Genomic DNA, 24,832 nt, shown 5'->3' with positions numbered 1-24,832 from the left:
CGTCACCCTGACAGTGGCTGGCGGTTCCCAGCAAACATATGCAGTACGTCCAGTACGCATGACCACAACCGAAGGCTTGAAACAAAATTTAGCATAAACTACTAACAATCAAATTATACCTTTCGTTAGCTAAAAGTTTTCTTGCCAGCCACTAGTGCCCTCTGACAGCCTGCGCGCTCCTTAGGCAGCCCTGCGGCATCCCTTGGTCCTGGTAGCTGTGAGCGGCGGCCCGACCTACAGTCATGGCAGGGGCAATCACTTCATCTGGATCAGAATATGGTCGACTACAGCCGCAAATATTTTCTCATAGTGGATGACTATACTGATTTCCGCTCTGCCCTCAGCGGCATGTTGCGGCAGATGGGGGTCAACAGCATTGATGCCGTGGCCTCCGGTGAGGAAGCGCTGGTACTGTGCCGCCGAAACCATTACGACGTGATTCTGCACGATTACAACCTGGGCGGCGGCAAGAACGGTCAGCAGGTCCTGGAGGAACTCCATCACCGGCGCCTGCTTCCACCCCACTGCGTGTTCGTGATGATCTCCGCCGAGAGCAGTCAGGCCATGGTGCTGGCTGCGCTGGAATGCGAACCGGACAGCTACCTGGCCAAGCCTTTCAATCAGGCCAGCCTGCAACAGCGGCTGGATCGCCTGATCGCCATGAAGACTACCCTGCGCCCGGTACTGGAAGCCCACCACGAGGGCGACCATGCCCGTGTGCTGGAGGCCTGCCGGCAGGTGATCGCCGCACACCCGCGCTACCGCCCCCAGTGCCAGCGCTACCTGGTCATGGCCCTCGGCGGGCTGGGTCAGCATGGGGAACAGGAACGCGTGTTGCGGGACCTGATCGCCGAGCGTCCGGTGCCCTGGGCGATGCTTGCTCTGGCCGAGCTGTACCGGAACAGCGGAAGGCTGGACGAAGCTCGTGATACCTACGAAGAGGGCATCCGGCAATTCCCCAGGGTACCGGCGATGTATGACGGACTGGCCGCCACCGCGCTGGCCCAGGGCGACCCCGAGCAGGCGCAGGACTATCTGCAGCAGGGCCTGCGGCTGTCGCCCAATTCCCTGCGCCGCCAGGAAACCATGGGCAGTCTGGCCCGTCGCAACCGGGATCACGAGCAGGCGGCCCGCGCCTATCGTCAGGCGGTGGAGCTGGGCCGGCACTCGCTGTTCCGCAATCCGGAGAACCACCTCAATCTGGTTTCCAGTCTGCACGCCCAGTCCGACGACGGCACGCTCAGCCAGCGCCAGCTGGTGGAGATTCGTCAGACCCTGACCGAGCTGGACCGGACCTGGCGGGATGATCCGGCACTGGCGGTGCGTTCGCGCCTGGCGCAGGCCCAGACCCTGCGCCGCACCGGGCAGGAGGACGAGGCGCGCCGCCTGACCGACCAGGCCCTCGAGCAACTGCAGGAAATGCCCAGTTTCTTCAGTGCCGAGGCGGCCATGCAGGTTTTCACGCAGCTGGACGAACTGGGACAGTCACAACGGGCCCAGCAGGTGCTGGCCACGTGCGCCGAGATGTATGGTGACGATCCCCAGGTGATGGACGCCCTGGCCCGGCATACGGACGATCCGGACATTCTCGCGGCGGGCTCCGAGGCACTGGAATGGAACCGTCAGGGCATACTGCAGTATCAGCAGAAGCAGTATGCCGCAGCGCTGGAGCTGTTCCGCCGGGCCGGCGCCGCCCAGCCACGCAATATCAGTTTTGCGCTCAATACCGCCCAGTCATTGCTGCGCCTGATATCCCGCGAGCCGTCGGCCGACCTTGTCCGGGAATGCCGCGCCTGCCTGCAGCGGGCCAGCCAGATGCCGGCCGATGATCATCGCCGGGAACGCTACCTCAAGTTATGTGACCGCCTGGAGGCGCAATGATGAACCATCAGGACCCGGGCCCCGAATTTTCCGCCATCCTGGCCTCGACCATCCATGACATCAAGAACTCCCTGAGTCTGATGATGCAGAACTGGGAACAGTGGCTGGCACGTCTGCCGCCGGAGCAGGCGCAGGCCGGTGAGCGCGGCGTGATCGAGTACGAGGCGCTGCGGCTGAACGGCATGCTGATGCAGATGCTGGGGCTGTACAAGCTGCAGATCAATGAGCTGCCACTGCAGCCGGACTGGGCCGATGTGGAAGCGCTGCTGCAGGAGCAACTGGCCCGGCATGCGGAGATTCTCCAGGCGCGCAATATCAGCAGCAGCTGCCATATAGCGGGGCCGGAACTGTTCGTGCTGGACGACACGCTGATCGGCTCGGTCATCGGCAATGTCATCAACAACTCCATCCGCTACACCCGTTCAGCCATCCGGCTCAGCGCCACCACGGACGATGGCATGCTGCTGATCCGCATCAGCGATGACGGGGCGGGCTATCCCGAGCACATGCTCGGCCGCCGCGGCCAGGACGCCCAGGCGGCGGACCTGGTGCAGGGCAGCACCGGGCTGGGTCTGTATTTCGGTCAGTGCATCGCCGCCATGCACCAGCGCGACGGACACCAGGGCTATATCGAGCTGGTCAACGACGGTGAGCTGGGCGGGGGCGAATTCCGTCTGTATCTGCCCTGAGTCGGACACGGTCCGGCTTATGATCCATCAACACCGAGGGTTCTGGGGCTTTCCCCCGTCCGCCCGGGCGTGTTTGACTTGGGCCTCAATAATGACAAGACCGCCCACGGAGACCCGCGTATGTTTGACCGTCATTACGCCGTCTGGCCCGATCTGGTGCCGAAATTCCTCGACCTTCCGGCGACCAGCCTGTATTCCAACCTGAGCGTCTCTGCCCTGCGCTACCCCCAGCACCCGGCCATCATCTATTACGGCACCACCCTGACCTACGCCGAGCTCGAGCAGCAGGCCGAGGCGCTGGCCGGTTATCTGCAGCGGGCCGGGGTACAGGCCGGGGACAGAGTGCTGCTGTACATGCAGAACAGCCCCCAGTTCGTCATCGGCTTTTACGCCATTCTGCGGGCCAACGCTGTGGTGGTACCGGTCAACCCGATGAACCGCAAGGCGGAACTGGAGTACCTGATCGCTGATACCGAGGCCGAGGTTGCCCTCTGTGGTCGGGAACTGCTGGACAATATCAGCGGCCTGGTCGGCCATACCCAGCTGCGCGAAGTCATTGTCAGCGCCTATGGCGAATACGTGCGCGAGCCCACCGACCTGGCCCTGCCGGACGCCGTGACACTGGACTCCAGCCTGCCCGATCTGCCCGGTCTCACGCCCTGGCAGCAGGCAATGGAAGCGGCCTACCAGCCCGGTCCGCTGACCGCCGGCCCGGATGACCTGTGCGTGATTCCCTACAGCTCCGGCACCACCGGCAACCCCAAGGGCTGTGCCCATACCCACCACAGCGCCATGGCCACCACGGTGTATTGCTGCGTGTGGGGCAACAGCCAGCACGATGTGGTGCAGCTGGTGTCGGTTCCCATGTTCCATGTGACCGGGATGCAGGTGTGCATGAACGCCTCCATCTATCTCGGTGCCACCCAGGTCATCATGACCCGCTGGGACCGCAGAACCGCTGCCCGGCTGATCGAGCGCCATGGCATCACCTCCTGGCGCAACATCCCCACCATGGTGGTGGACCTGCTCTCGGATCCGGATATCGAGCAATATGATCTGAGCACGCTCAAGTCCATCGGCGGCGGTGGAGCAGCCATGCCGGCGGCCATCGCGGCGAAGCTGGAGAACAAGCTCGGACTGCGCTATTCGGAAGGCTATGGTCTGTCGGAAACCCTCAGCGCCACCCACATGAATCCCCCCGCGGCACCCAAAGCGCAGTGTCTGGGCATCCCCATCATCGGGGTGGACGCACGGGTCATCGACGTGGACAGCCTGCGTGAGGTCGGAGTCGGCGAGACCGGCGAGATCGTGCTCCACGGCGAACAGGTGTTCCAGGGCTACTGGCGCCGCCCGGAGGCCACTGCCGAGGCCTTCATCGAGCTGGACGGCAAGCGGTTCTTCCGCACCGGCGACCTGGGTCATTATGACGAAGAGGGCTATTTCTTCCTGGTCGATCGGGTCAAGCGGATGATCAATGCCTCCGGCTACAAGGTCTGGCCGGCGGAGGTGGAGGCACTGCTCTATGGTCATCCGGCGGTGCACGAGGTCTGCATCATTTCCGCCCCCGACGAACGCCGCGGCGAAACCGTCAAGGCCGTGGTAGTGCTGGCCGCAGGGCATGACGGAACCACCGCAGATGACATTCTCGACTGGTGCAAGGACAACATGTCGGCCTACAAATGTCCGAAGCTGGTGGAGTTTGTCGACAGCCTGCCCAAATCACCGGCGGGCAAGATCATGTGGCGGGCGCTGCAGGAGCAGGAGTGGGCGAACAGCTGATGGCGTCCCGAGCCTTTTAACCTCTGGGAACGTCGAGCACCAGCTCGATGAGAGGCCTCGCCGCCAGCCCCGTGGACGAGCTGGTGCTCGTCCCTCCCAGGGAGCGATTGGCGGCAACCCCAAGTGGCCGGGATGGAACCCGGCCCTCCTACTTCAATCGGCAATATGCACCAGCTGCTTGCCGAAGTTCCTGCCCTTGAGCATGCCCTTGAACGCTTCGATCGCGTTGTCCAGCCCTTCGGCCACGGTTTCGCGGTACTTGATGTTGCCGCTGGCCACCTGCTCGGCCAGCAGTGCCGTGATCTCCTGGTGCTGGTCCTGCCACTCGGTGACCAGGAAGAAACGGTGCTCCGGCGGATTCTCCAGCTTGCCGAAGATATGGAAGGGGGTTTCCACCTTGCTCGCGTCCTCGGCATTGTAGGCCGAGACGTAGCCACAGATCGGCACCCGCGAGCCGGGATTCAGCAGCCTGGCCACGGCACGGCTGACATCACCGCCGACGTTCTCGAAGTACACATCAATGCCGTTCGGACAGGCCGCCGCCAGATTGGCCTCGAGGTTGCCCGCCTTGTAATCGACACAGGCATCAAAGCCCAGCTCCTCGACCACGAAGCGGCACTTCTCCTCGCCGCCGGCGACGCCGACAACGCGGCAGCCGAGCTGCTTGGCAGTCTGGCCCACCACGGTGCCCACCGGGCCGGAGGCCGCGGACACCACCACGGTTTCACCGGCCTTCGGCTTGCCGACGTAGACCAGACCACAGTAGCCGGTGCGTCCGGGCATGCCGGCCACACCCAGATAGGCCTGCAGCGGGATACCCCGGGGCTGGATCTTGTAGACCATGGGCGCATCACCGGGAATGATGCAGTACTCCTGCCAGCCGGAGTAGCAGGTGACCAGATCACCCTCGGCGTAATTCGGCGACTTCGACTCGATCACCCGGCCGACGCTCTCACCGACGATGACCTCGCCGATACCGATGGGATCCATGTAGCCCTTGGCATCGTTCATGCGCGGGCGCATGTAGGGGTCCAGTGACAGCCACAGGGTCCTGATCAGCACCTCGCCGTCGCGCAGCTCGCGCACCGGTGCTTCGGTCAGGACCAGATCACCATCGCGGATCTCCCCCTGGGGGCGGCGCTGCAGAATTATTTTTCGGTTGGTATAAGCAGACATTCGGACCTCGCATGAGCAATGGATAACCCGGGCCTGGGCCCGGCTTGTTGCTGATCATAGACCAGCGCCGTGCCACTGCCGCCTGTTATTCATCACGATGATCGGCCGTCAGCAATCACCCTGCATCCGTCCGTATCCCATCGATCATCAGTACGTCATGGAACACCAGCTGGTTACGACCCTGATGCTTGCCGCGGTACAGGCGCCGATCGGCGCAGCGGTAAAGCTGATCGCCGTCACTGCCATCGCGCGGCCACTCGGCCATGCCGAAGGTAGCCGACAGCGGTATCTGCTCGCCTCGGTAGTCCAGCGGATGCTGAGCGATCTGCGCCCGCAGTTGCTCCACCAGCGGCACGGCATGGGCAGTGTCGGTATCGCGCAGAAGAATACCGAACTCCTCCCCGCCAAGCCGGGCCAGCAGGTCGGTACCACGCAGGCGCCCATGCAGACAGTTGCAGACATGGCGCAGAGCCTGATCCCCGGCGTCGTGGCCCCAGCGATCATTGATGGCCTTGAAATGGTCGAGATCGAGAATCACCAGCACCAGTGCATGGCTACTGCGGCGTGCCAGGGCGATGCTGTTGCCCAGCTCACGCTGGAAGCTGCTGCGGTTGGCGACACCGGTCAGACCGTCGGATTCGGCCATCTGGCGCAGCAACAGCTGCGCCGCCGCCCGCCGACTCTCGTACACATGTACGAACAACATGATCAGCAGCCCGCACAGCAGCGCGTTGCCCAGGTCGATCAACCCTGCGCCTTCCAGCTGTTCGGGGTGCTTGAGCATGTAGGCGGCGATCGCGACCATGGCAAAGGGCACGGTGACCACGAAGCCGGCCCGCTTGCCCAGCAGCAGGTAGGTCATCACCGGGATCATGAAGACCCAGACGAAGGCCGACACCGAGGCCTCGGGCATGACGATGATGTAGATCAGGAAGCTGTAGGTCGGCAGCAGATACAGGTAGATCCACGGCGTGAGGTTGCGCACCCGCCCGAGGCAGACAGCGCCAATCAGCAGCAGAAGACAGGCGCAGGCCTCGACGGCGGCCAGCGGGGTGCGGCCATTGAGCGCCTGCAGTATGCCGAAGAAGCCTATGGTCAGGCCGGTGGCCAGATAGATCAGGCGCAGCAGGGCGCGACTGTCCTCCTGTTCCAGGCCACCGTCAGCATGGGGCGCATTCTTGAACCTTTTCCCTGGCACAGCTTCTCTCCCTGAAATGGTTGGATGCAGACGCGCTCAGTTGCTCTCGTTGCGGTACTGATCCTTCAGACGCACATAGTTGGCTGCAGTATAGGTGAAGAACTCCCGTTCACGCTCGGTCAGCGCCCTCACCTCCTTCGCCGGGCTGCCCATGTACAGGTAGCCGCTGCGCAGCCGCTTGTTCGCCGGCACCAGACTGCCGGCGCCAAGAATCACCTCGTCCTCGATCACCGCCCCGTCCATGACGATGCTGCCCATGCCGATCAGCACCCGGCTGCCTACAGTGCATCCATGCAGCAGTACCTTGTGGCCGATGGTCACATCATCGCCGATGATCAGGGGGTAGCCGTCGGGGTTGAAGGGCCCGGCGTGGGTAATATGCAGCACGCTGCCATCCTGCACGCTGGTACGGGCACCGATGCGGATACGGTGCATGTCCCCGCGGATCACCGCCATGGGCCAGACCGAACAGTCCTCGCCCAGCTCGACATCCCCCAGGACTACCGCGCTGGCATCCACAAACACCCGCTCACCCAACTGCGGCTGGTGACCGGCGAAACGGCGTATATTCATCTGTTGCCCCTTGAATTGGCGGACTGCCGCCATCATCTATCGGATATAGCCGCCCGGCATGCAACCGGGTGCCAATGATTCTCTGGTTCGCTACCATGACCCCATTGTACGAACCCACGCTATTCAGGAAACCCCGCCATGTCCAATCCGCTGTTGCACGCCTACGACCTGCCGCCCTTCAGCCAGATCAAGCCGGAGCATGTCAGACCGGCCATCGAGCAGGTCATCGCCGACAGCCGCGAACAGCTGCAGCAGCTGCTGGCCGAGCCGCCGGCGCAGTGGACCTGGGCCACCCTGATCGAGCCGCTGGACGAGATGGGCGAGCGCCTGAGTCGGGCCTGGTCCCCGGTCAGTCACCTGAATGCGGTGATGAACAGCCCCGAGCTGCGCGAAGCCCATGACAGCTGCCTGCCGCTGCTGAGCCAGTTTTCCACGGAAATGGGCCAGAACCAGGCCCTGTACAATGCCTACCGGCAACTGGCCGACAGTGACGCCTACCACGAACTGGATGCCGCCCAGCAAACCATCATCCAGCATGCCCTGCGCGATTTCCGGCTGTCCGGCATTGCCCTGCCGGCGGAGCAGCAGAAGCGCTACGGTGAGCTGAAGATGCGTCTGTCGGAGCTGCAGAGCCGCTTCTCCAACCAGTTGATGGATGCCACCCAGGCCTGGACCAGACATGTCACCGACGTCAGCGAGCTGGCCGGTCTGCCCGAATCCGCCCTGGCCCAGGCCCGCCAGGCCGCCGAGGCCCGGGATCTGGACGGCTGGCTGATTACCCTGGAATTCCCCAGCTACTACGCGGTGATGACCTACGCCGACAACGCCGATCTGCGCCGCGAGGTCTACACCGCATACTGTACCCGGGCTTCCGACCAGGGGCCGCATGCCGGGCAGAATGACAACGGCCCCGTCATCGCCGAGATTCTCCAGCTGCGGCAGGAGCTGGCCAGCCTGCTGGGCTACGCCAATTACGCCGAACTGTCCCTGGCAACCAAGATGGCCGACAGCACCGATCAGGTGCTGGGCTTCCTGCGCGATCTGGCCGGCCGCAGCCGCCCCTATGCCGAGGCCGATCTGCAGGCCCTGCGCGAGTTTGCCGCCAGCCGAGGCTGCAGTGAGCTGCAGAGCTGGGACACCGGCTATTACGCCGATCAGCTGCGTCAGCACAGGTACGCCATTTCCCAGGAGGAACTGCGCCCCTGGTTCCCGGTGGACCGGGTACTGCAGGGCATGTTCACCACCGCCGGCCGGCTGTTCGGCGTCGAGCTGCGCGAGGTAGCCGAGTTCGATCGCTGGCACCCCGAGGCCCGCCTGTTCGAAGTCGTCGAGGGAGGCAGGGTCATCGGCCGCTTCTTCCTCGATCTGTACGCCCGCAGCAACAAGCGGGGCGGCGCCTGGATGGACGGTGCCCGGGACCGGCGGCGCCTGCCCGGCGGCGAAGTACAGCTGCCGGTGGCCTATCTGGTGTGCAATTTCACCCCGGCGGTCGGTGACCGGCCGGCCCTGCTGACCCACGACGAAGTGACCACCCTGTTCCACGAATTTGGGCATGGCCTGCATCACCTGCTGACCCGGGTCGACTACCCCGCAGCCTCCGGCATCAACGGCGTGGCCTGGGATGCGGTGGAGCTGCCCAGTCAGTTCATGGAGAACTGGTGCTGGGAGCCGGAAGGTCTGGCACTGATCTCGGGGCACCATGAAACCGGCGAGCCGCTGCCGGCGGACCTGCTGGAGAAGATGCTGGCAGCGAAGAACTTCCAGTCCGGCCTGGCCATGCTGCGCCAGATCGAGTTTTCGCTGTTCGATTTCGAGCTGCACGCCCAGAGCGGTCGCAGCGCCCGTGAGGTGCTGCAGGCCGTGCGCGAGGAGGTATCTGTGATGCCGCCGCCGTCGTTCAACCGCTTCGAGAACGGCTTCGCACACATCTTTGCCGGGGGCTATGCGGCCGGCTACTACAGTTACAAGTGGGCGGAGGTGCTGTCAGCGGATGCCTTCTCGCGCTTCGAGGAGGAAGGTATCTTCAATGCCGAGACGGGCCGCTCGTTCCGCGACAACATTCTCGCCCGGGGCGGCAGCCGCGAACCCATGGAGCTGTTCGTCGCCTTCCGCGGCCGCGAGCCCTCAGTGGAGGCGCTCCTGCGCCACAGCGGCCTGACTCAGGAGCAAGCAGCATGAACGAGCCCAACCAGCCGGCACAACCGGTCAAACGTTTCATCGCCGGGGCGGTATGTCCGGCCTGCAGCCGCATGGACACCATCCGCATGTACCAGCAGGACGGGGTCATGCACCGCGAATGCGTGGAATGCGGCTTTGCCGACAGCCTGGACGAGCGGGGCAACTCCATTCCCCGGGAACTGCCCACCCGGGTCACCGCCAAGCCGGTGACCAAGCCGGCCAGCTCCCACGTGGCGCAGTTCTTTCCCAATCCCAGGCTGAAGAAGAAGGACAGCTGAACCGGGGCCAGCGCACCCGCGCTACGCGGGTGTGGCCGTTCGGCTTTTACTGGAGGTTGTCGCGCCAGGTCAGGCCGATGCCCAGCTCCTCGGCCATGTTCGGCCAGCGCCGCCACATCTCCAAGCGGTCCCGCTCTCCGACGCCCTCGCGATAGGCGAGGAAGGCAGGGCTCTCGAACACCGCCTCGGGCAGCAGCCCGGCAACCGCCTCGAAGACGGCAGTATCCAGCCGGTTGGCATAGTCCTCGCCCAGGAGTTCGTGGACTATCAGGTTGGCCCTGGTGTTGTTCATCGGAATCAGCGACTCGCCACCGTGGGCCACGTAGCGGTCGTTGACCTCTTCCACCAACCGGTGCGCCAGATAGGCCTCATCCAGCAGCAGCAACAGCCCGCGATGGGTGTCGGAGATCACCTCCATGGGCTGCAGGAAGAATTCCTCGGCGACCTTGAGCACCGGAATCAGCTGCGGGCGCAGCTGGGCATTATTGGCCACCGCCTGCGCCGCCTCGAGCATGTCCGGCACGCGCTCCACGTAGGCCTGGATGAAGTTGAACAGGGTAGTGGCCGCATCCTCCCGCGTTCGTATGGAGCGATGCAGGCCAGGCAATTTGCGCTCCAGCCATTTGCGCAGCGCTTCGTCGTTGGCTTCATCTTCACGGGCGGCTCTGACCCGCTCGCGCAACTCGGCAATTTTCATTCGCAACTCCGATGATGGCGAACCCGCGCGGCACGCCTAATGCTTTGGATTGACGGAAACTGAAGCTAGCAGAGTGCCTGCATATCGTCAAAGTGACTCGTCGCCGAGCCTAATCACCAACTCGCCTCTGTGCCCCCCTGCGAGCGGTGCCAATTTCTTACATATTTGACCCGTGACGCTCTTGACATTTCTCGAAAAAATCATCGCCCGAAAATTGCCACCACCACCTTCAGGTCTATACTGCTTTCTGACCGTGGTGACCTTGGGCACACCGTCACGATAAAAACAATAAAACAAGGGGAAACCGGGATGTTGCGACATGCACACATCTGGCTGGGGGGGCTATTCCTGATGGCCACTGCAGGGAACGCCGCCGCCAGCTGGACTGTAAATATGAGTCCGGGGGCAACTGAAGTCAGCCGTTCGGTCTTCAATCTGCACATGACCATCTTCTGGATCTCGGTGATCATCGGCGCCATGGTGTTCGGCGTGATGTTCTGGTCGATGATCATGCACCGCCGCGCCAAGGGGGCAGTCGCCGCCAAGTTCCATGAAAACCTCACGGTCGAGATTCTATGGACCGTCATTCCGCTGCTGATCCTGATCGGCATGGCGATCCCCGCGACCAAAACCCTGATCGAGATCTACGATACCGAAGACGCCGATCTGGACATCCTGGTCACCGGCTATCAGTGGCGCTGGCAGTACAACTACATGGGCGAGGGCGTGAGCTTCATGAGCAACATGGCCACGCCCCGTGAACAGATCACCAACCAGCAGGCCAAGGGCGAGCACTATCTGCTCGAGGTGGACGAGCCGCTGGTGGTGCCCACCGGGCAGAAGATCCGCTTCCTGATCACCTCCGCCGACGTCATCCATTCCTGGTGGGTGCCGGCGCTGGCGGTGAAGAAGGATGCCATCCCCGGCTTCATCAACGAGTCCTGGACCCGCATCGACGAGCCCGGCATCTACCGTGGCCAGTGCACCGAGCTGTGCGGGCGGGACCACGCCTTCATGCCGATCGTGGTCGAGGCCCGGACGCCGGAGGACTTCGCCACCTGGCTGGCCGAGCGCAAGGCGACCGCCGCCGCCGAAGCCGAGCTGACCAGCAAGGAATGGACGCTCGAGGAGCTGATGGAACGCGGTCAGCGTGTCTACACCAGTACCTGTGTCGCCTGCCACCAGGCCAACGGCGAAGGGATGCCGCCGGTGTTTCCCTCCCTCAAGGGCAGCGAACTGGTGCTCAACGACATAGCCGCGCATATCGATGTGGTGGTCAACGGGGTACCCGGTACCGCCATGGCCGCCTATGGTCCGCAGCTGTCGGAAACCGACATTGCCGCAGTGATCACCTACGAGCGCAACGCCTGGGGCAACGACACCGGCGACATAGTGGCCCCCATCGATATCCTCAACTTCAAGAACGGCCAATAGGAGACCTGTCATGAGCGCAGTGATCGATCATCACACTGACCATGCCCACGGTCCGGCCAAGGGCCTGATGCGCTGGGTACTGACCACCAACCACAAGGACATCGGCTCGATGTACCTGTGGTTCAGCTTTGCCATGTTCCTGCTCGGCGGCACCCTGGCCATGGTCATCCGGGCCGAGCTGTTCCAGCCGGGGCTGCAACTGGTGGACCCGAACTTCTTCAACCAGATGACCACCATGCACGGGCTGATCATGGTGTTCGGCGCGGTAATGCCGGCCTTCGTCGGCCTGGCCAACTGGATGGTGCCGCTGATGATAGGCGCACCGGACATGGCCCTGCCACGGATGAACAACTTCAGCTTCTGGCTGCTGCCGGCAGCCTTCGGCCTGCTGGTCTCGACCCTGTTCATGGAGGGCGGCGCACCCAACTTCGGCTGGACCTTCTATGCGCCGCTGTCCACCACCTACGGACCGCAGAGCACCACCTTCTTCATCTTCGCCATCCACCTGGCGGGCATCAGTTCGATCATGGGGGCAATCAACATCATCGCCACCATCCTCAACATGCGCGCCCCGGGCATGACCCTGATGAAGATGCCGATGTTCGCCTGGACCTGGCTGATCACCGCCTTCCTGCTGATCGCGGTAATGCCGGTGCTGGCCGGTGTGGTGACCATGATGCTGATGGATATCCACTTCGGCACCAGTTTCTTCAGCGCCGCCGGCGGTGGTGACCCGGTGCTGTTCCAGCATGTGTTCTGGTTCTTCGGCCACCCCGAGGTGTACATCATGATCCTGCCGGCCTTCGGCGCGGTGAGCATGATCATCCCGGCGTTCTCGCGCAAACCGCTGTTCGGCTATACCTCCATGGTCTACGCCACCGGCGCCATTGCCTTCCTGTCCTTCGCGGTCTGGGCGCACCACATGTTCACCGTCGGCATCCCGCTGACCGGCCAGCTGTTCTTCATGTACGCCACCATGCTGATCGCCGTGCCCACCGGGGTGAAGGTGTTCAACTGGGCGACCACCATGTTCCGCGGCTCGCTGAGCTTCGAGGCGCCCATGCTGTTCGCCGTGGCCTTCGTCATCCTGTTCACCATCGGCGGCTTCTCCGGGCTGATGCTGGCCATCGCCCCGGCGGACTACCAGTACCACGACACCTACTTCGTGGTGGCGCACTTCCACTATGTGCTGGTACCCGGCGCCATCTTCGGCATCTTCGCCTCGGCCTACTACTGGCTGCCGAAGTGGACCGGCCACATGTATGACGAAGTGCTGGCCAAGACCCACTTCTGGATGAGCTTCATCGGCATGAACCTGGCGTTCTTCCCGATGCACTTCGTCGGGCTGGCCGGCATGCCCCGGCGGATTCCGGACTACAACATGATGTTCGCCAACTTCAACATGGTGTCATCCATCGGCGCCTTCATGTTCGGCGCCACCCAGCTGCTGTTCCTGTACATAGTGATCAAGACCATCCGCGGCGGCAAACCCGCTCCGGCCAAGCCCTGGGACGGGGCGGAGGGTCTGGAGTGGACAGTGCCGTCACCGGCGCCCTACCACACCTTCAGCACCCCACCGGAAGTGAAGTAGGAGTCTGCCATGCGCGAGGAAGGTCTGAGCACCCGCAGTCTGGTCAAGCGTCTGCTGTTGCTGGTGGTCGGCATGTTCGCCTTCGGCTTCCTGCTGGTGCCGATCTACGACGTGATGTGCCAGGCCTTCGGCATCAATGGCAAGACCGCCGGCTCGGCCTGGCAGGGCTCGGCGCAGAGCGTGGACCTGCAGCGCGAGGTCCGCGTGCAGTTCCTGGCCAGCAATGCCGAGGGCATGCGCTGGCGCTTCGGCCCGCAGGACGAGGAAATCCTGATGCACCCCGGGGAAACCCGTACCGTCCATTTCCTCGCCCACAATCCCACCGATCGGGTGATGGTGGCCCAGGCCATACCCAGCGTCGCGCCGTCCCGGGCGGCGGCGTATTTCCACAAGACCGAATGCTTCTGCTTCACCCAGCAGGTGCTGCAACCCGGGGAGAGCGTGGAGATGCCGGTGCGCTTCATAGTGGATCCGGCCCTGCCGAAGGACGTTCGGCGACTCACTCTGGCCTATACGCTGTTCGATGTAACCGAACGCATGGCGCCCAGCCTGGGGCTGACTGCAATGCACAGCAATTAATCACGACTGCCGATAAGGAGAACAACAGATGGCGAGTCCTGAGAAGCACGAAATCTATTATGTGCCGGAACAGAGCAAGTGGCCGATCGTCGGCTCCATTGCCCTGCTGGTATCGGTGTTCGGCGCCGGCACCCTGATGAATGGCCTGAGCAGCGGCTCGGGCGCGGCGCCCGGCCAGTACATCCTCTTTGCCGGCCTGCTGCTGCTGGTGTGGATGTTCTTCGGCTGGTTCGGCAACGTCATCAAGGAAAGCCGTCAGGGCCTGTACAGCAGCCAGATGGATAGGTCGTTCCGCATGGGCATGACCTGGTTCATCTTCTCCGAGGTGATGTTCTTCTGTGCCTTCTTCGGCGCACTGTTCTATGTGCGGGTATTTGCCGGGCCCTGGCTGGATGGGCTCGGTGACAAGGGCGTATCCGGCATGCTGTGGCCGGAATTCAACTTCTCCTGGCCGCTGGTGAACAACCCCGATCCGTCACGCTTCCCCGGCCCGCATGAAACCATCAGCCCCTGGCAGCTGCCGCTGATCAACACGCTGCTGCTGGTCAGCTCCAGCGTGACCCTGACCCTGGCGCACCATGCCCTGCGAGCCGGCAAGCGCAAGGCGCTGCAGAACTGGCTGCTGCTGACGGTGGTGCTGGGGGTGATCTTCCTCGGTCTGCAGCTGGCCGAATATGCCCACGCCTACCGGGATCTGGGGCTGACCCTGAAATCGGGGATCTACGGGTCGACCTTCTTCATGCTCACGGGCTTTCACGGCTTCCACGTGACCATGGGCGCGATCATCCTGACAGTGATGCTGATCCGCGTGTACAAGGGTCACTTTACCCCGGAGAACCACTTCGGCTTCGAGGCCGCCGCCTGGTACTGGCACTTCGTCGATGTGGTCTGGGTGGCGCTGTTCATCTTCGTCTACGTGCTCTGACCCATTGCGCTGGTCAGTGCAGCCAGGGGGCGCCCCACTGCAGCTGCCCTGACCAGAGCCCCCAGGCGATCAGCAGCATGACCACCACGGTGAGACTGATGCGCAGAGCCAGGGCGCTGAACAGCTGGCGACCGGAGCCCGCATCACGCAAAAAGAAGGCGCCACTGAACAGACTGACCACAATCGCGGTCAAGAGAACGAGAATGACGATTTTCAACCACATGAACACAACCCCCCTTACCCCGGAATGCACTGCAGTATAGACATGGATATCCGACATGGAGCGTGTGATGCCCGACACCGGGGCTGATCAATCGCCACGGCGCTTTGCGCCCGGCTGGCCGTTGTGGCTGTTTACCCTGGGCTTTCTGCCGATACTGCTCGGCCTGGGATTCTGGCAGCTGGATCGCGCCGAGCAGAAACGCGAGCTGCAGACGCGCATGGAGCAGCGCCGGGAGGCTCCGCCTCTGGCACTGGAGGACATCTCCACCACCCGGGATCCGGCCTGGCGCAGGCTGCAACTGACCGGACAGTTCGATCCCGGGTACATCTGGCTGCTGGATAACCGGACCCGCAACGGCCAGGCCGGTGTCGAGGTGCTGCAGCTGTTCCACGCCCACCCGGGCGACCAGCCCCTGATCATCAACCGCGGCTGGCTGCCGTGGCCGGATCGGCGCCACTTGCCCGGCGTCCCTACCGCCGCAGGTCTGCTGCAGCTGGAGGCCGAAGTCGTTGCCGAGGCCGAACCCGGTTTCCGCCTGCGCGGCGCCAGCACCCAGGGCTGGCCGCGCCTGATTACCCAGCTGGATCCGGCGGTGCTGGCCGGCCACCTCGACCTCGACCCGCCGCCCCTGATCGCCCGCCTGCAGCCCGGCAGCGCCGCAGCACTGCGGCTGGAGTGGCCGGCACTGTCAATGAGCCCCAGCAAGCACACCGGCTATGCGGTACAGTGGTTCACCATGGCCGCAGCACTGCTGGCACTGTTTTTCTGGGCCGGATACCACCGGCCCGTCTCCGGGGGAAACAACAACAATGATGAGCATGACTGAACAGCACTCCGTCAAACCGCGGGGCCAGCTGAAGCTGCTGGCGCTGCTCGCCGTGGTGATAGGCCCTATCCTGCTGGCCTGGCTGATGGTGAAACTGCAGATCGGCATCCCGCAGTCACAGACCAACCATTCCTCCCTGGTGGACCCGGCGCTGAGCGTGAGCGACTGGCAGGTGCCGGTGGAGCCCGTCGGCTACGGTGCCCCCTGGCGCCTGCTGGTCACCGCACCGGCGGGCTGCGACGAGGCTTGCCTGACTCTGGTGCACGAGGCGCGGCAGATCCACGTCGCCACCGGGCGCGAGGCTGATCGGCTGGAGCACGCTCTGGCCGTGGGACTGGCCCTGCCTGGCGAACTGGCCCAGCGCCTCGAGCGGGACTACCCGCGCCTGCAGCAGCTGCCGCTGGACAGGCGGGCCTATGAAAGCAGTCTGGAGGCCCATGCGCCGGACTGGCGTGTCGGACCGCAGCTGTGGCTGGTAGACCCCCTTGGGCGGGTGGTGCTGCATCGTGATCCGGCGAACCCGGGCAAGCACCTGCTCGATGACCTGCGGCGCCTGCTGAAACTGTCCAAGATAGGCTGATGATCATGCGTAAACCCGGTTTTGTATTTGCATTGGCGGCCCTGGCGCTGGGCCTTGTCGTGGTAATCCTCGGCGCCTATACCCGTCTGGTACATGCGGGCCTGGGCTGCCCGGACTGGCCCGGCTGCTACGGATTTCTCAGCGTGCCGCGCAGCGATACCGCACTGGAACTGGCCCAGCTGCGCTTTCCCGAGGCACCAGTGGAAAGCTTCAAGGCCTGGGCAGAGATGATTCACCGCTACGCCGCCGGCCTGCTGGGCCTGACCATACTGGGTCTGGCCCTGCTGGCGCTGAAGCAGCGCGGCCGGGACGGCTACCCGCTGAAACTGCCCCTGGGTCTGCTGGCGCTGGTCATCTGCCAGGCCCTGTTCGGCATGTGGACCGTCACCCTGAAGCTCTGGCCCCAGGTGGTCACGGCACACCTGCTGGGCGGCTTCGCCACCCTGAGTCTGCTGTTTCTGCTGAGTCTGCGGCTGTCGGGACGCTTCCCAGCGGACGTGGGGCTGACCGCGCTGCGGCCGCTGGCCAGGGCCACCCTGCTGGTGGTGATCTGCCAGATCGCCCTGGGCGGCTGGGTCAGCAGCAACTATGCCGCTGTGGCCTGCGTCGACCTGCCCACCTGTCACGGCGAGTGGTGGCCGGACATGGATTTTGCCGCCGGTTTCAACATCTTTCAGGAGATCGGCCCCAACTACCTGGGCGGCATGCTCTATGGCGAGGGTCGCACCGCCATCCACTTCACCCACAGGATGGGCGCAGTGGTCACCCTGCTGATCACCCTGCTGCTGGCCTGGCGTCTGTACCGCGCCGGGCTGACTGCTACTGCCGCCGGGCTGACCCTGGTGCTGCTGACCCAGGTCGGCCTGGGCATTACCAACGTGCTGGCGCACCTGCCGCTGGCCGTGGCCGTGGCCCACAATGCGGTAGGCGCCCTGCTGCTGCTGAGCCTGGTGCTGGTGAACTACCGGGTGCGCCCGGCCAGCATCAAGGTGAACCGCCGGAGCAGCGCAGCGGTCGGACACTGGACGCCGGGATGAAATCCCGGCACAACCGATAAACCCGGGCCATACTGAACAGCACTGCCACAGGCGGACACATAATAACAAGCGCCCGAAGCGCAAAGGGGATATCCATGACGACCTTGACCAGAACCGCAACGGCCAGCTGGCGCGACTACCTGGAACTGACCAAGCCCCGGGTGGTGGCGCTGATGATCATCACCTCGGCGATCGGCATGCTGCTGTCCACCCCGGGGGCCATCCCCTGGTCGGTACTGCTGCTGGGCAATCTGGGCATCGCCCTGTGCGCCGGCTCGGCGGCGGCCATCAATCACGTGGTGGACCGCCGCATCGATATCCACATGGCGCGCACCCAGCGCCGGCCGCTGGCCCAGGGCCGGGTGCATCCGCTGCATGCCCTGCTCTTTGCTCTGGTGCTCGGGGTGGCCGGCATGGCCATACTGCTGCTGTGGATCAACGCCCTGACCGCCTGGCTGACCCTGGGCTCTCTGCTCGGCTATGCGGTGATCTACACCTCCTTCCTCAAGCGCGCCACGCCGCAGAACATCGTCATCGGTGGTCTGGCTGGCGCCGCGCCGCCGCTGCTGGGCTGGACCGCCGTCACCGGTCGGGTGGATGCCGAGGCCCTGCTGCTGGTGCTGATCATCTTCGCCTGGACGCCGCCGCACTTCTGGGCGCTGGCCATCCACCGCAAGGCCGAATACGCCAAGGTGGATATTCCCATGCTGCCGGTAACCCACGGTGAGCAGTACACCAAGCTGCATATCCTGCTGTATACCTTTATCCTGTTTGCAGTCAGCCTGCTGCCCTATGTCATCCACATGAGCGGCCCGCTGTACCTGATCGCGGCAATCGCACTGGGTCTGCGTTTCATCGACTGGGCCTGGGCACTGTACCGCGACAGCCGCAAGCATGCGGCGATCAGGACCTTCAAGTTTTCACTCTGGTACCTGCTGTGGCTGTTTGTTGCCCTGCTGGTGGATCATTACGCGGGAGTAGCCGGATGGCTCTGAGTGGTGTGCAGAAAACCGTCATCGCTACGGTGGCGGTCATTGCCCTGGTAGTGGGGGCGACGGTCAACAAGGTGCTGCGGCCGGCGCCGCTGAGCGAGGCGCAGCTCACCGAGGCGGGGGTCTACCTGTTCGATGCGCCGCGACCGGTACCGGATGTCCGCCTTACCTCCGACAGGGGCGAAGGCTGGGGCCGGACGGATCTCGAGGGGCAATGGAACCTGCTGTTCTTCGGCTATACCTTCTGCCCCGACATCTGTCCGACCACCATGGCCGAGCTGCGCCAGCTGAGCCTGAATCTGCCTGAACAGCTGCGCGACCAGCTGCAGGTCACCATGATCAGCGTGGACCCCAACCGGGATACCCCCGAGCAGCTGCGCAGCTATCTGGCATTCTTCGATGCCGGTTTTGCCGGGGCCACGGGTGAACCCGACCAGCTGGCCCACCTGGCCCAGGCGCTGTCGGTGGCCTATATCGAGCCCGACACCAGCCAGGACAACTATCTGGTCGACCACAGCGGTCAGGTGGTGATCATAGATCCCCGGGGGCGCTACGTCGGGTTCATCCGCCCGCCGCTGCGACCGGAGCAGCTGGGTCAGTTGCTGCCGCGCATCATGGACGCTGGCGACTGAGAATTGCTCTGCTTACGGTTTGCCATATGGCTCTGATAACGCCTTGTTATCGCTGACATTTTCAGCTTGTTTGCTGGCCATGCGCTGCGCCTTTGGGCACAATGGGCCGTCCAGTTCACTACCAGTCAACCGAGGTGGCGCGCCATGCAAGGGCATCCGGATATCATCAACTACCTGAACGAGTTGCTGCGTGGCGAGCTCGGCGCCCGCGATCAGTACTTCCTGCACTCGCGCCTGTACGAGGACATGGGTTACAGCAAGCTGTACGAGCGCATCAATCACGAGATGGAAGAGGAAACCGAGCACGCCGACGCCCTGCTGCGCCGCGTCCTGTTTCTCGGAGGCACCCCGGATATGCGCCCGGTGGCCATCCAGCCCGGTTATACGGTGCCGGACATGCTCGAAGCCGATCTCAAGCTGGAATACCACGTGCGCGAAGCGCTGGCCCGGGGCATCGCCCTGTGCGAGCAGCACGGCGACTACGGCAGTCGTGACATCCTGGTGACCCAGCTCAAGGACACCGAGGAAGATCACGCCTACTGGCTGGAGAAGCAGCTGGGCCTGATCAAGCTGATCGGCCTGGAGAACTATCTGCAGGCGCAGATCTGACGCCCAGCCCGGCGGCCCATCCCGGGCCGCTGCAGTTTTCTCCCCCTTACTGCCGTCGCGGCACCAGCAACGACAGCATGAACAACCCCGCGGCACTGACCACTATGGAGGGGCCGGCCGGGGTGTCCAGATTCCAGGACAGCGCCAGACCGCCCAGCACCGCCAGACAGCCCAGTGCACTGGCGCCCAGCGCCATCTGCTCCGGCGTGCGGGCATGCCGCTGGGCCGCCGCCGGCGGAATGATCAGCAGCGACGTGATCAGCAGCACCCCCACCACCTTCATGGCCACGGCGATGACGATGGCGATCAGCAGCATCAGCGCCAGGCGTATGCCGCTGACCGGCAGCCCCTCGACCCGGGCCAGCTCCTCGTGCACGGTCACCGACAGCAACGGCCGCCACAGCCAGGCCAGCAGAACCATGACGATGGCCAGCCCACCGAGCATCCATGCCAGATCACCGCGGGTAATCGCCAGCAGATCACCGAACAGGTAAGCCAACAGGTCAACCCGCACGCTTTCGGTCAGCGCCAGCACCACCAGCCCCAGCGACAGGGTGCTGTGCGCGAGAATGCCCAGCAGGGTATCGCTGGCCAGCCATTTGCGGTTCTGCATGGCCACCAGCAACACCGCCAGCAGCACGCAACCGGCAGTCACCGCCAGGGTGAGATTGACCTGCAGCAGCATGCCCAGTGCCACCCCCAGCAGCGCCGAGTGCGCCAGGGTGTCACCGAAATAGGCCATGCGCCGCCATACCACAAAGGAACCCAGCGGGCCTGCCACCAGCGCCAGCCCGAGGCCGGCAATCAGAGCATAGAGAAGAAAGTCAGGCATGGTTGCAGGGGGATCCGTCCGGGTGCTGGTGGGGCGCGTCGATGACTTCGCCGTGCATGTCGTGGCTGTGATCGTGCTGGTGGTTGTACACCGCCAATGCGCTGGCCTGCTCGCCGAACAGGGCGATGAAGGCCGGATCGGCGCTGACCTGTTCGGGTCGGCCGGAACAGCAGACATGCCGGTTCAGGCAGACCACGGTGTTGGTGGTCGCCATGACCAGATGCAGGTCATGGGACACCATGAGCACGCCGCAACCGTAGCGGTCACGCAGCCGGGTGATCAGCTGGTACAGCTCTATCTGCCCGTTGACATCCACCCCCTGCACCGGCTCGTCGAGCACCAGCAGATCGGGGTGGCGCAGCAGGGCGCGGGCCAGCAGGATACGCTGCTGCTCCCCGCCGGACACCTGCTGCAGCGGACGCTGGGCGAGATGTCCGGCACCCACCTCCTCCAGCGCTCGAAGGGCCGCCTCACGGCTGACGCCCGGGGCCAGCAGCAGAAAGCGCAGCACATTCAGCGGCAGGGTCGCATCAATCTGCAGTTTCTGCGGCATATAGCCGATGCGCAGCCGCGGCTGGCGCTCGACCCGGCCACTGTCGGCGGCCAGCAGACCCAGGACGATGCGTACCAGGCTGGTCTTGCCGGCCCCGTTGGGACCGATCAGGGTGACGATTTCGCCCCGGCGTACCTGCAGACTGATGTTGTCCAGAATCGCATTGCCATGGCGCCGCAGGCCCACCCGATCCAGGCTGAGCAGAATATCGCTCATGCAGCCTCCCGGCAGCGGGTACAGAGTCCGGCGATCTCCACCGTCTCGGACTCCACGGTAAAGCCCAGCTGCTCGGCGACCTTGCTGATGGCCGGCTGAATCAGCGACTGGTCCAGCTCGAAGGCTACCCGGCAGTTGCGGCAGATGAGGAAGTGACCCTGATGCACATGCTCCGGACTGGCGCAGCCGATGAAGGCGTTCAGTGAGGCAATACGGTGCACCAGTCCCTGTTCCTGCAGGAAGTCCAGGGCGCGGTAGACGGTAGGTGGTGCCGGACGCCGGTCGTCCTCACGGGCCAGGATATCCAGCAGGTCATAGGCGCCCATGGGACGGTGACTCTGCCATACCAGCTCCAGCACACGCCGACGCAACGTGGTCAGGCGTACGCCGGCCCGCTCGCAGACCTGCTCCGCGGCCGCCAGGGCATCGCTGACACACTGCGCGTGATCATGCTGGCAGGGCGCTGCCACCAGCGAGGTGATTTTATTCATGCGGATCTGTTCCCGTACGGATACTGACTGTTATCATATAACAATTCTGCTTCAAGGTATCATCACCATGCGTCGTTTCCTGCTCGCCCTGCTATGCGGGCTTGCCCTGCTTCCCTCAGCCGCCATGGCCGCCGGCCCCACCGTGGTCACCACCGTCAAGCCGCTGCAGCTGATTGCCGCGGCGGTACTGGACGGCATCGCGGTCCCCGAGGTATTGCTGCCACCGGCCGCCTCGCCCCACAACTATGCCCTGCGCCCCTCGGATCGGCGCCTGCTGGCCAACGCCGACCGGATCTACTGGGTAGGTCCGGACCTCGAGCGCTTCCTGCAGCGCCTGCTGGAAAGTCAGCCCTCAGCCCGGCGGCTGGATCAGGTGCCGGGCCTGATGCTGCGTCGTTTCGGAGAGGAGGACGACCACGGCCATGGGCACCATGATCACCATGCGCACGATCACGAGCACGATGATCATGATCACGCCCCCGGCACCCTGGACGCCCATATCTGGCTGTCCACCGACAATGCTCGTGCGCTGGCCCGCTGGATGGCCGAGGACCTGGCCGAGCTGTTCCCCGGCCATGCTGCCACCCTGCTGGCCAATGCCGAGGCCCTGGATCAACGGCTGGAGCAGTTGCAGCAGCGCCTGGAGCAGCAGCTGCAGCCCCTGGCCGGCCGCCCGTATTTCGTGTTCCACGACGCCTATGGCTATCTGGAAGACAGTGTCGGTCTGCGGCCGCGCGGAGTGTTCAGCCTGTCCGCGGAAATCCAGCCCGGTGCCCAGCACGTGCAGCGTCTGCGTGCCACCCTGACCGACGCCGGGTCGAGCTGCATATTCCGCGAGCCGCAGTTCCCGACTGAGCGCATTGCCGCGCTGACCAGCGGTCTCAGCGTCCGGACCGCCGAACTGGATCCGCTGGGAATCGCGGTGCCGGTGGACGCGAACGGTTATGAAGCACTGCTGACACAGCTGGGTGAGAACCTCGCGACCTGCCTGCAGGACCTCTGACTACCGCCCCGCTGTCAGCGAGTGCCCAATATGGCTGCAAGCAGCCCCGGAAAGCGGCTCTCCATCTCCTCCGCGCGCAGGGAATTCATGCGCGTGGTGCCCACCGCGTAAGTACACACCAGGCCGGCATCGCGCAGCACCCGGAAGTGATGCGACATGCTGGATTTGGGTCGACCTCCGTCCAGCTCGCCGCAACTGGCCTCGGGCACCTCGGCCAGCGGATGCGGCAGGAAGTCGGCATTCCGGTGTCCTCGGCCTGGGGCTTCGGCGAGCCGCACATCGCCGAGCAGGCGGTCCGGGACGGACAACTGGATCTGGTGATGGTCGGCAAGGCTCATCTGGCCAACCCGCACTGGGCCTATCATGCCGCCCGGGAGCTCAAGGTCGACCGGGCCTCCTGGACCCTGCCGGCCCCCTACGGCCATTGGCTGGAGCGATACTGAGCGTAGCCTGCCCTGTTCGGCGATCGGGCAGGTGCTGATCCTCAGCATCTCAGCCTGCTGATTACCCGCTTGCGTACCTGAAAAGGCGCAGTCAGATCACAGGGCCAGCGGCAAGCCCACCGTCACCTGGCGGTGGTGCACCAGCAGCGCACGGAAGTGCTGCGGGTCCTTGATCAGGACGCCGCTGTGGCCGGCATGCTGCTCGGCAGCCAGCTGGCGTGACAGCCAGAAGCGCAGCGCCGCCACCCGCAGCAGGTCCGGCCAGAGCTCGGCTTCCAGCGCGGTGAAGCGCCGCACGGCGGCATAGCCGGCCAGCAGCGCCTCGGCCCGCCGCCCGTCCAGTCCGCCCTGCTCCGCCAGAGCCCAGTCATTGACGCAGATCGCCACGTCATACAGCGCCCAGCCGCGAAAGGCATTGTGAAAGTCGATCAGCCCCGTCAGGTGGTGCCCCTCGAACAGGACATTGTCGCGGAACAGGTCTGCGTGCAGGACTGCCTCCGGCAACGCCGGACGCCGCGCGCGCAGGCGCTCGACCATCGGCAGCAGCTCACCCAGCAGTATGCGTGCCTCCTCATCACTGCGCGCCTGCAGTGCGGCGGCCTGCTCGGCCATCCAATCCAGCCCGCGATCACTGCGCCGCTGCAGGTCGGTACCTTCGGTCTCCAGGTGCAGCCTGGCCAGCATCTGGCCCAGCGCATGGCAATGGCTGGCATCGACCTCGCCCGGATGACGACCCGGCAGACGGGGTTGCAGCAACGCCGGGTGGCCATTGAGCCGATGCAGCGCCTGGCCCTGCCGGTCGCGCAGGGCGTAGGGCACCGGTAACCCCGCCTGATGCAGGTGGTCGAGCAGCGCCACCATGAAAGGCAGCTCATCCACCGAGCCGCGTTCGATCAGGGTCAGAACGTACTCGCCGCGCTCGGTAGTGACGAAGAAGTTGCTGTTTTCGGCTCCGCCGGCAATGCCGCTGTAGTCGATCAGCCGCCCGAGGTCGAATCTCCGGAGAAAGGCCTCGAGCTCAGCAGCAGTGACCGGCGTGAATACCGACATGGCCGCTTCCTACCACTCGAAGATCTTCCAGGAGGGGATGCGCATGCCGCTGGGCGAGTCGGCCCGGGTGAAGTTGCCATCGTCATCCACCGCTACCAGGAAATAGGGCGCGCCGTTCTTCGGCGTGATCTTGATCGCGTAGAGGAAGCCGTTGATGCGGTATTCCTCCACGGTCTTGTCGCCTTCCTGGCGAATGGTTACCTCGGGCTCACCGGTCAGGGGCGACTCCTGCGCCACCGAGTGCATGCTGCCCAGCAGCAAGAGTGCAGCCAATCCGCAGCCAATCAAGCGTGTCATGTTAACCTTGTCCTTCAGTGGGATGATGTTACTGTCATTCTAGCCTCTTTTACTCTGGAAACGCTGACCT

Annotated in this window: 26 protein-coding genes and 2 pseudogenes; 17 read left to right on the top strand and 11 right to left on the bottom strand. The window is 64.2% G+C overall.

Translation table 11 applies throughout. The annotated features are described in order from the left end of the window. The first annotated feature begins 276 nt into the window (after positions 1-276). From VF673_RS06650 to VF673_RS06640, 3 genes are all read left to right on the top strand, one after another. Positions 277-1,881, top strand: coding sequence for a response regulator (locus tag VF673_RS06650; protein WP_440291333.1), 1,605 nt, complete (start codon positions 277-279; stop codon positions 1,879-1,881). Continuing rightward, positions 1,878-2,570, top strand: coding sequence for a sensor histidine kinase (locus tag VF673_RS06645; protein WP_090540355.1), 693 nt, complete (start codon positions 1,878-1,880; stop codon positions 2,568-2,570). The genes VF673_RS06650 and VF673_RS06645 overlap by 4 nt, the downstream gene beginning before the upstream one ends. A gap of 120 nt (positions 2,571-2,690) precedes the next feature. Next, the gene (locus VF673_RS06640) at positions 2,691-4,349 is read left to right on the top strand and encodes a long-chain fatty acid--CoA ligase (protein ID WP_440291332.1); all 1,659 of its coding nucleotides are present in this window, start codon (positions 2,691-2,693) and stop codon (positions 4,347-4,349) included. 153 nt (positions 4,350-4,502) lie between these two features. Here the strand turns inward: VF673_RS06640 and VF673_RS06635 are convergent, their stop codons facing one another. The 3 genes from VF673_RS06635 to VF673_RS06625 form a co-directional block, all read right to left on the bottom strand. Further along, positions 4,503-5,525, bottom strand: coding sequence for an NADP-dependent oxidoreductase (locus VF673_RS06635; RefSeq protein WP_440291331.1), 1,023 nt, complete (start codon positions 5,523-5,525; stop codon positions 4,503-4,505). Between the two features lie 115 nt (positions 5,526-5,640). Beyond that, positions 5,641-6,723 carry a GGDEF domain-containing protein gene (locus VF673_RS06630; protein WP_440291330.1) on the bottom strand — a complete coding sequence of 361 codons (1,083 nt, stop codon included), beginning with the start codon at positions 6,721-6,723 and terminating at the stop codon, positions 5,641-5,643. A 36-nt stretch (positions 6,724-6,759) separates the two neighbouring features. Beyond that, entirely contained in the window at positions 6,760-7,296 is a 537-nt protein-coding gene (locus VF673_RS06625) for a gamma carbonic anhydrase family protein (protein ID WP_090540363.1), read from the bottom strand. A 138-nt stretch (positions 7,297-7,434) separates the two neighbouring features. On the opposite strand from VF673_RS06625, the gene prlC reads away from it, so the two are divergent. Next, positions 7,435-9,474 (top strand): oligopeptidase A, encoded by a 2,040-nt coding sequence (gene prlC / locus VF673_RS06620; RefSeq protein ID WP_440291329.1) that lies wholly within the window; start codon positions 7,435-7,437, stop codon positions 9,472-9,474. Further along, positions 9,471-9,752, top strand: coding sequence for a YheV family putative zinc ribbon protein (locus VF673_RS06615; protein WP_440291328.1), 282 nt, complete (start codon positions 9,471-9,473; stop codon positions 9,750-9,752). Before prlC ends, VF673_RS06615 begins: the two co-directional genes overlap by 4 nt. 46 nt (positions 9,753-9,798) lie before the next feature. Here the strand turns inward: VF673_RS06615 and VF673_RS06610 are convergent, their stop codons facing one another. After that, complete coding sequence (locus VF673_RS06610) at positions 9,799-10,449, bottom strand: hypothetical protein (RefSeq protein ID WP_440291327.1); 651 nt, start codon at positions 10,447-10,449, stop codon at positions 9,799-9,801. Positions 10,450-10,758: 309 nt separating this feature from the next. On the opposite strand from VF673_RS06610, the gene coxB reads away from it, so the two are divergent. The 4 genes from coxB to VF673_RS06590 are packed head-to-tail and all read left to right on the top strand — an operon-like array spanning position 10,759 to position 14,978. Further along, positions 10,759-11,883 carry a cytochrome c oxidase subunit II gene (coxB, locus tag VF673_RS06605; RefSeq protein WP_440291326.1) on the top strand — a complete coding sequence of 375 codons (1,125 nt, stop codon included), beginning with the start codon at positions 10,759-10,761 and terminating at the stop codon, positions 11,881-11,883. A gap of 10 nt (positions 11,884-11,893) precedes the next feature. After that, positions 11,894-13,474, top strand: a complete 1,581-nt coding sequence (gene ctaD / locus VF673_RS06600) for a cytochrome c oxidase subunit I (protein WP_090540371.1) — start codon at positions 11,894-11,896, stop codon at positions 13,472-13,474. Between the two features lie 9 nt (positions 13,475-13,483). Beyond that, the gene (locus tag VF673_RS06595; protein ID WP_440291325.1) at positions 13,484-14,053 is read left to right on the top strand and encodes a cytochrome c oxidase assembly protein; all 570 of its coding nucleotides are present in this window, start codon (positions 13,484-13,486) and stop codon (positions 14,051-14,053) included. Positions 14,054-14,081: 28 nt separating this feature from the next. Then, a complete protein-coding gene (locus VF673_RS06590) occupies positions 14,082-14,978 on the top strand; it encodes a cytochrome c oxidase subunit 3 (RefSeq protein ID WP_440291324.1) in 897 nt (298 codons plus the stop codon). A 13-nt stretch (positions 14,979-14,991) separates the two neighbouring features. Here the strand turns inward: VF673_RS06590 and VF673_RS06585 are convergent, their stop codons facing one another. Then, complete coding sequence (locus tag VF673_RS06585; protein ID WP_090540380.1) at positions 14,992-15,201, bottom strand: DUF2909 domain-containing protein; 210 nt, start codon at positions 15,199-15,201, stop codon at positions 14,992-14,994. A 67-nt stretch (positions 15,202-15,268) separates the two neighbouring features. Between VF673_RS06585 and VF673_RS06580 the strand changes: the two genes are divergently transcribed. The 6 genes from VF673_RS06580 (at position 15,269) to bfr (ending at position 19,877) form a co-directional block, all read left to right on the top strand. Then, positions 15,269-16,027 (top strand): SURF1 family protein, encoded by a 759-nt coding sequence (locus VF673_RS06580; protein ID WP_440291323.1) that lies wholly within the window; start codon positions 15,269-15,271, stop codon positions 16,025-16,027. Further along, positions 16,020-16,607: a hypothetical protein gene (locus tag VF673_RS06575; protein ID WP_440291322.1), complete on the top strand. Its 588-nt coding sequence runs from the start codon at positions 16,020-16,022 to the stop codon at positions 16,605-16,607. Before VF673_RS06580 ends, VF673_RS06575 begins: the two co-directional genes overlap by 8 nt. A gap of 5 nt (positions 16,608-16,612) precedes the next feature. Then, on the top strand, positions 16,613-17,644 hold the full coding sequence (locus tag VF673_RS06570; protein ID WP_090540444.1) for a COX15/CtaA family protein: 1,032 nt from the start codon (positions 16,613-16,615) through the stop codon (positions 17,642-17,644). A 95-nt stretch (positions 17,645-17,739) separates the two neighbouring features. Next, positions 17,740-18,639 (top strand): heme o synthase, encoded by a 900-nt coding sequence (gene cyoE / locus VF673_RS06565; RefSeq protein WP_090540385.1) that lies wholly within the window; start codon positions 17,740-17,742, stop codon positions 18,637-18,639. Beyond that, the gene (locus VF673_RS06560; protein ID WP_440291321.1) at positions 18,630-19,268 is read left to right on the top strand and encodes an SCO family protein; all 639 of its coding nucleotides are present in this window, start codon (positions 18,630-18,632) and stop codon (positions 19,266-19,268) included. The genes cyoE and VF673_RS06560 overlap by 10 nt, the downstream gene beginning before the upstream one ends. Before the next feature lie 144 nt (positions 19,269-19,412). Further along, a complete protein-coding gene (gene bfr / locus VF673_RS06555) occupies positions 19,413-19,877 on the top strand; it encodes a bacterioferritin (protein ID WP_090540387.1) in 465 nt (154 codons plus the stop codon). 46 nt (positions 19,878-19,923) lie between these two features. On the opposite strand, the gene znuB is transcribed toward bfr, so the two are convergent. From znuB to VF673_RS06540, 3 genes are read right to left on the bottom strand one after another with little or no spacing between them, the layout of a single operon-like run. Continuing rightward, on the bottom strand, positions 19,924-20,709 hold the full coding sequence (znuB, locus tag VF673_RS06550; RefSeq protein WP_320331430.1) for a zinc ABC transporter permease subunit ZnuB: 786 nt from the start codon (positions 20,707-20,709) through the stop codon (positions 19,924-19,926). Then, entirely contained in the window at positions 20,702-21,478 is a 777-nt protein-coding gene (gene znuC / locus VF673_RS06545; protein ID WP_273123113.1) for a zinc ABC transporter ATP-binding protein ZnuC, read from the bottom strand. The genes znuB and znuC overlap by 8 nt, the downstream gene beginning before the upstream one ends. Continuing rightward, positions 21,475-21,969: a Fur family transcriptional regulator gene (locus tag VF673_RS06540; RefSeq protein WP_090540393.1), complete on the bottom strand. Its 495-nt coding sequence runs from the start codon at positions 21,967-21,969 to the stop codon at positions 21,475-21,477. The genes znuC and VF673_RS06540 overlap by 4 nt, the downstream gene beginning before the upstream one ends. A gap of 67 nt (positions 21,970-22,036) precedes the next feature. Between VF673_RS06540 and znuA the strand changes: the two genes are divergently transcribed. Continuing rightward, entirely contained in the window at positions 22,037-22,972 is a 936-nt protein-coding gene (gene znuA / locus VF673_RS06535) for a zinc ABC transporter substrate-binding protein ZnuA (RefSeq protein ID WP_440291320.1), read from the top strand. A 14-nt stretch (positions 22,973-22,986) separates the two neighbouring features. On the opposite strand, the pseudogene VF673_RS06530 reads toward znuA, so the two are convergent. Further along, a pseudogene (locus tag VF673_RS06530) lies at positions 22,987-23,190 on the bottom strand (ArsR/SmtB family transcription factor); the annotation flags it as partial. Here VF673_RS06530 and VF673_RS06525 point away from each other — a divergent pair. Beyond that, positions 23,191-23,415 (top strand): annotated as a pseudogene (locus VF673_RS06525) (NADH:flavin oxidoreductase/NADH oxidase); the annotation flags it as partial. It lies immediately after the preceding pseudogene. A 96-nt stretch (positions 23,416-23,511) separates the two neighbouring features. On the opposite strand, the gene VF673_RS06520 reads toward VF673_RS06525, so the two are convergent. Next, positions 23,512-24,465: a homoserine kinase gene (locus VF673_RS06520; RefSeq protein ID WP_440291319.1), complete on the bottom strand. Its 954-nt coding sequence runs from the start codon at positions 24,463-24,465 to the stop codon at positions 23,512-23,514. A gap of 9 nt (positions 24,466-24,474) precedes the next feature. Further along, complete coding sequence (locus VF673_RS06515) at positions 24,475-24,762, bottom strand: DUF2782 domain-containing protein (RefSeq protein WP_440291318.1); 288 nt, start codon at positions 24,760-24,762, stop codon at positions 24,475-24,477. Between the last annotated feature and the right edge of the window lie 70 nt (positions 24,763-24,832).

Source organism: Halopseudomonas sp. Lyrl_26, from assembly GCF_051948695.1.
GTDB lineage: Bacteria > Pseudomonadota > Gammaproteobacteria > Pseudomonadales > Pseudomonadaceae > Halopseudomonas > Halopseudomonas formosensis.
Note: the sequence above shows the minus strand (reverse complement) of the source record. Positions and strands in the feature narration are given on the sequence as shown.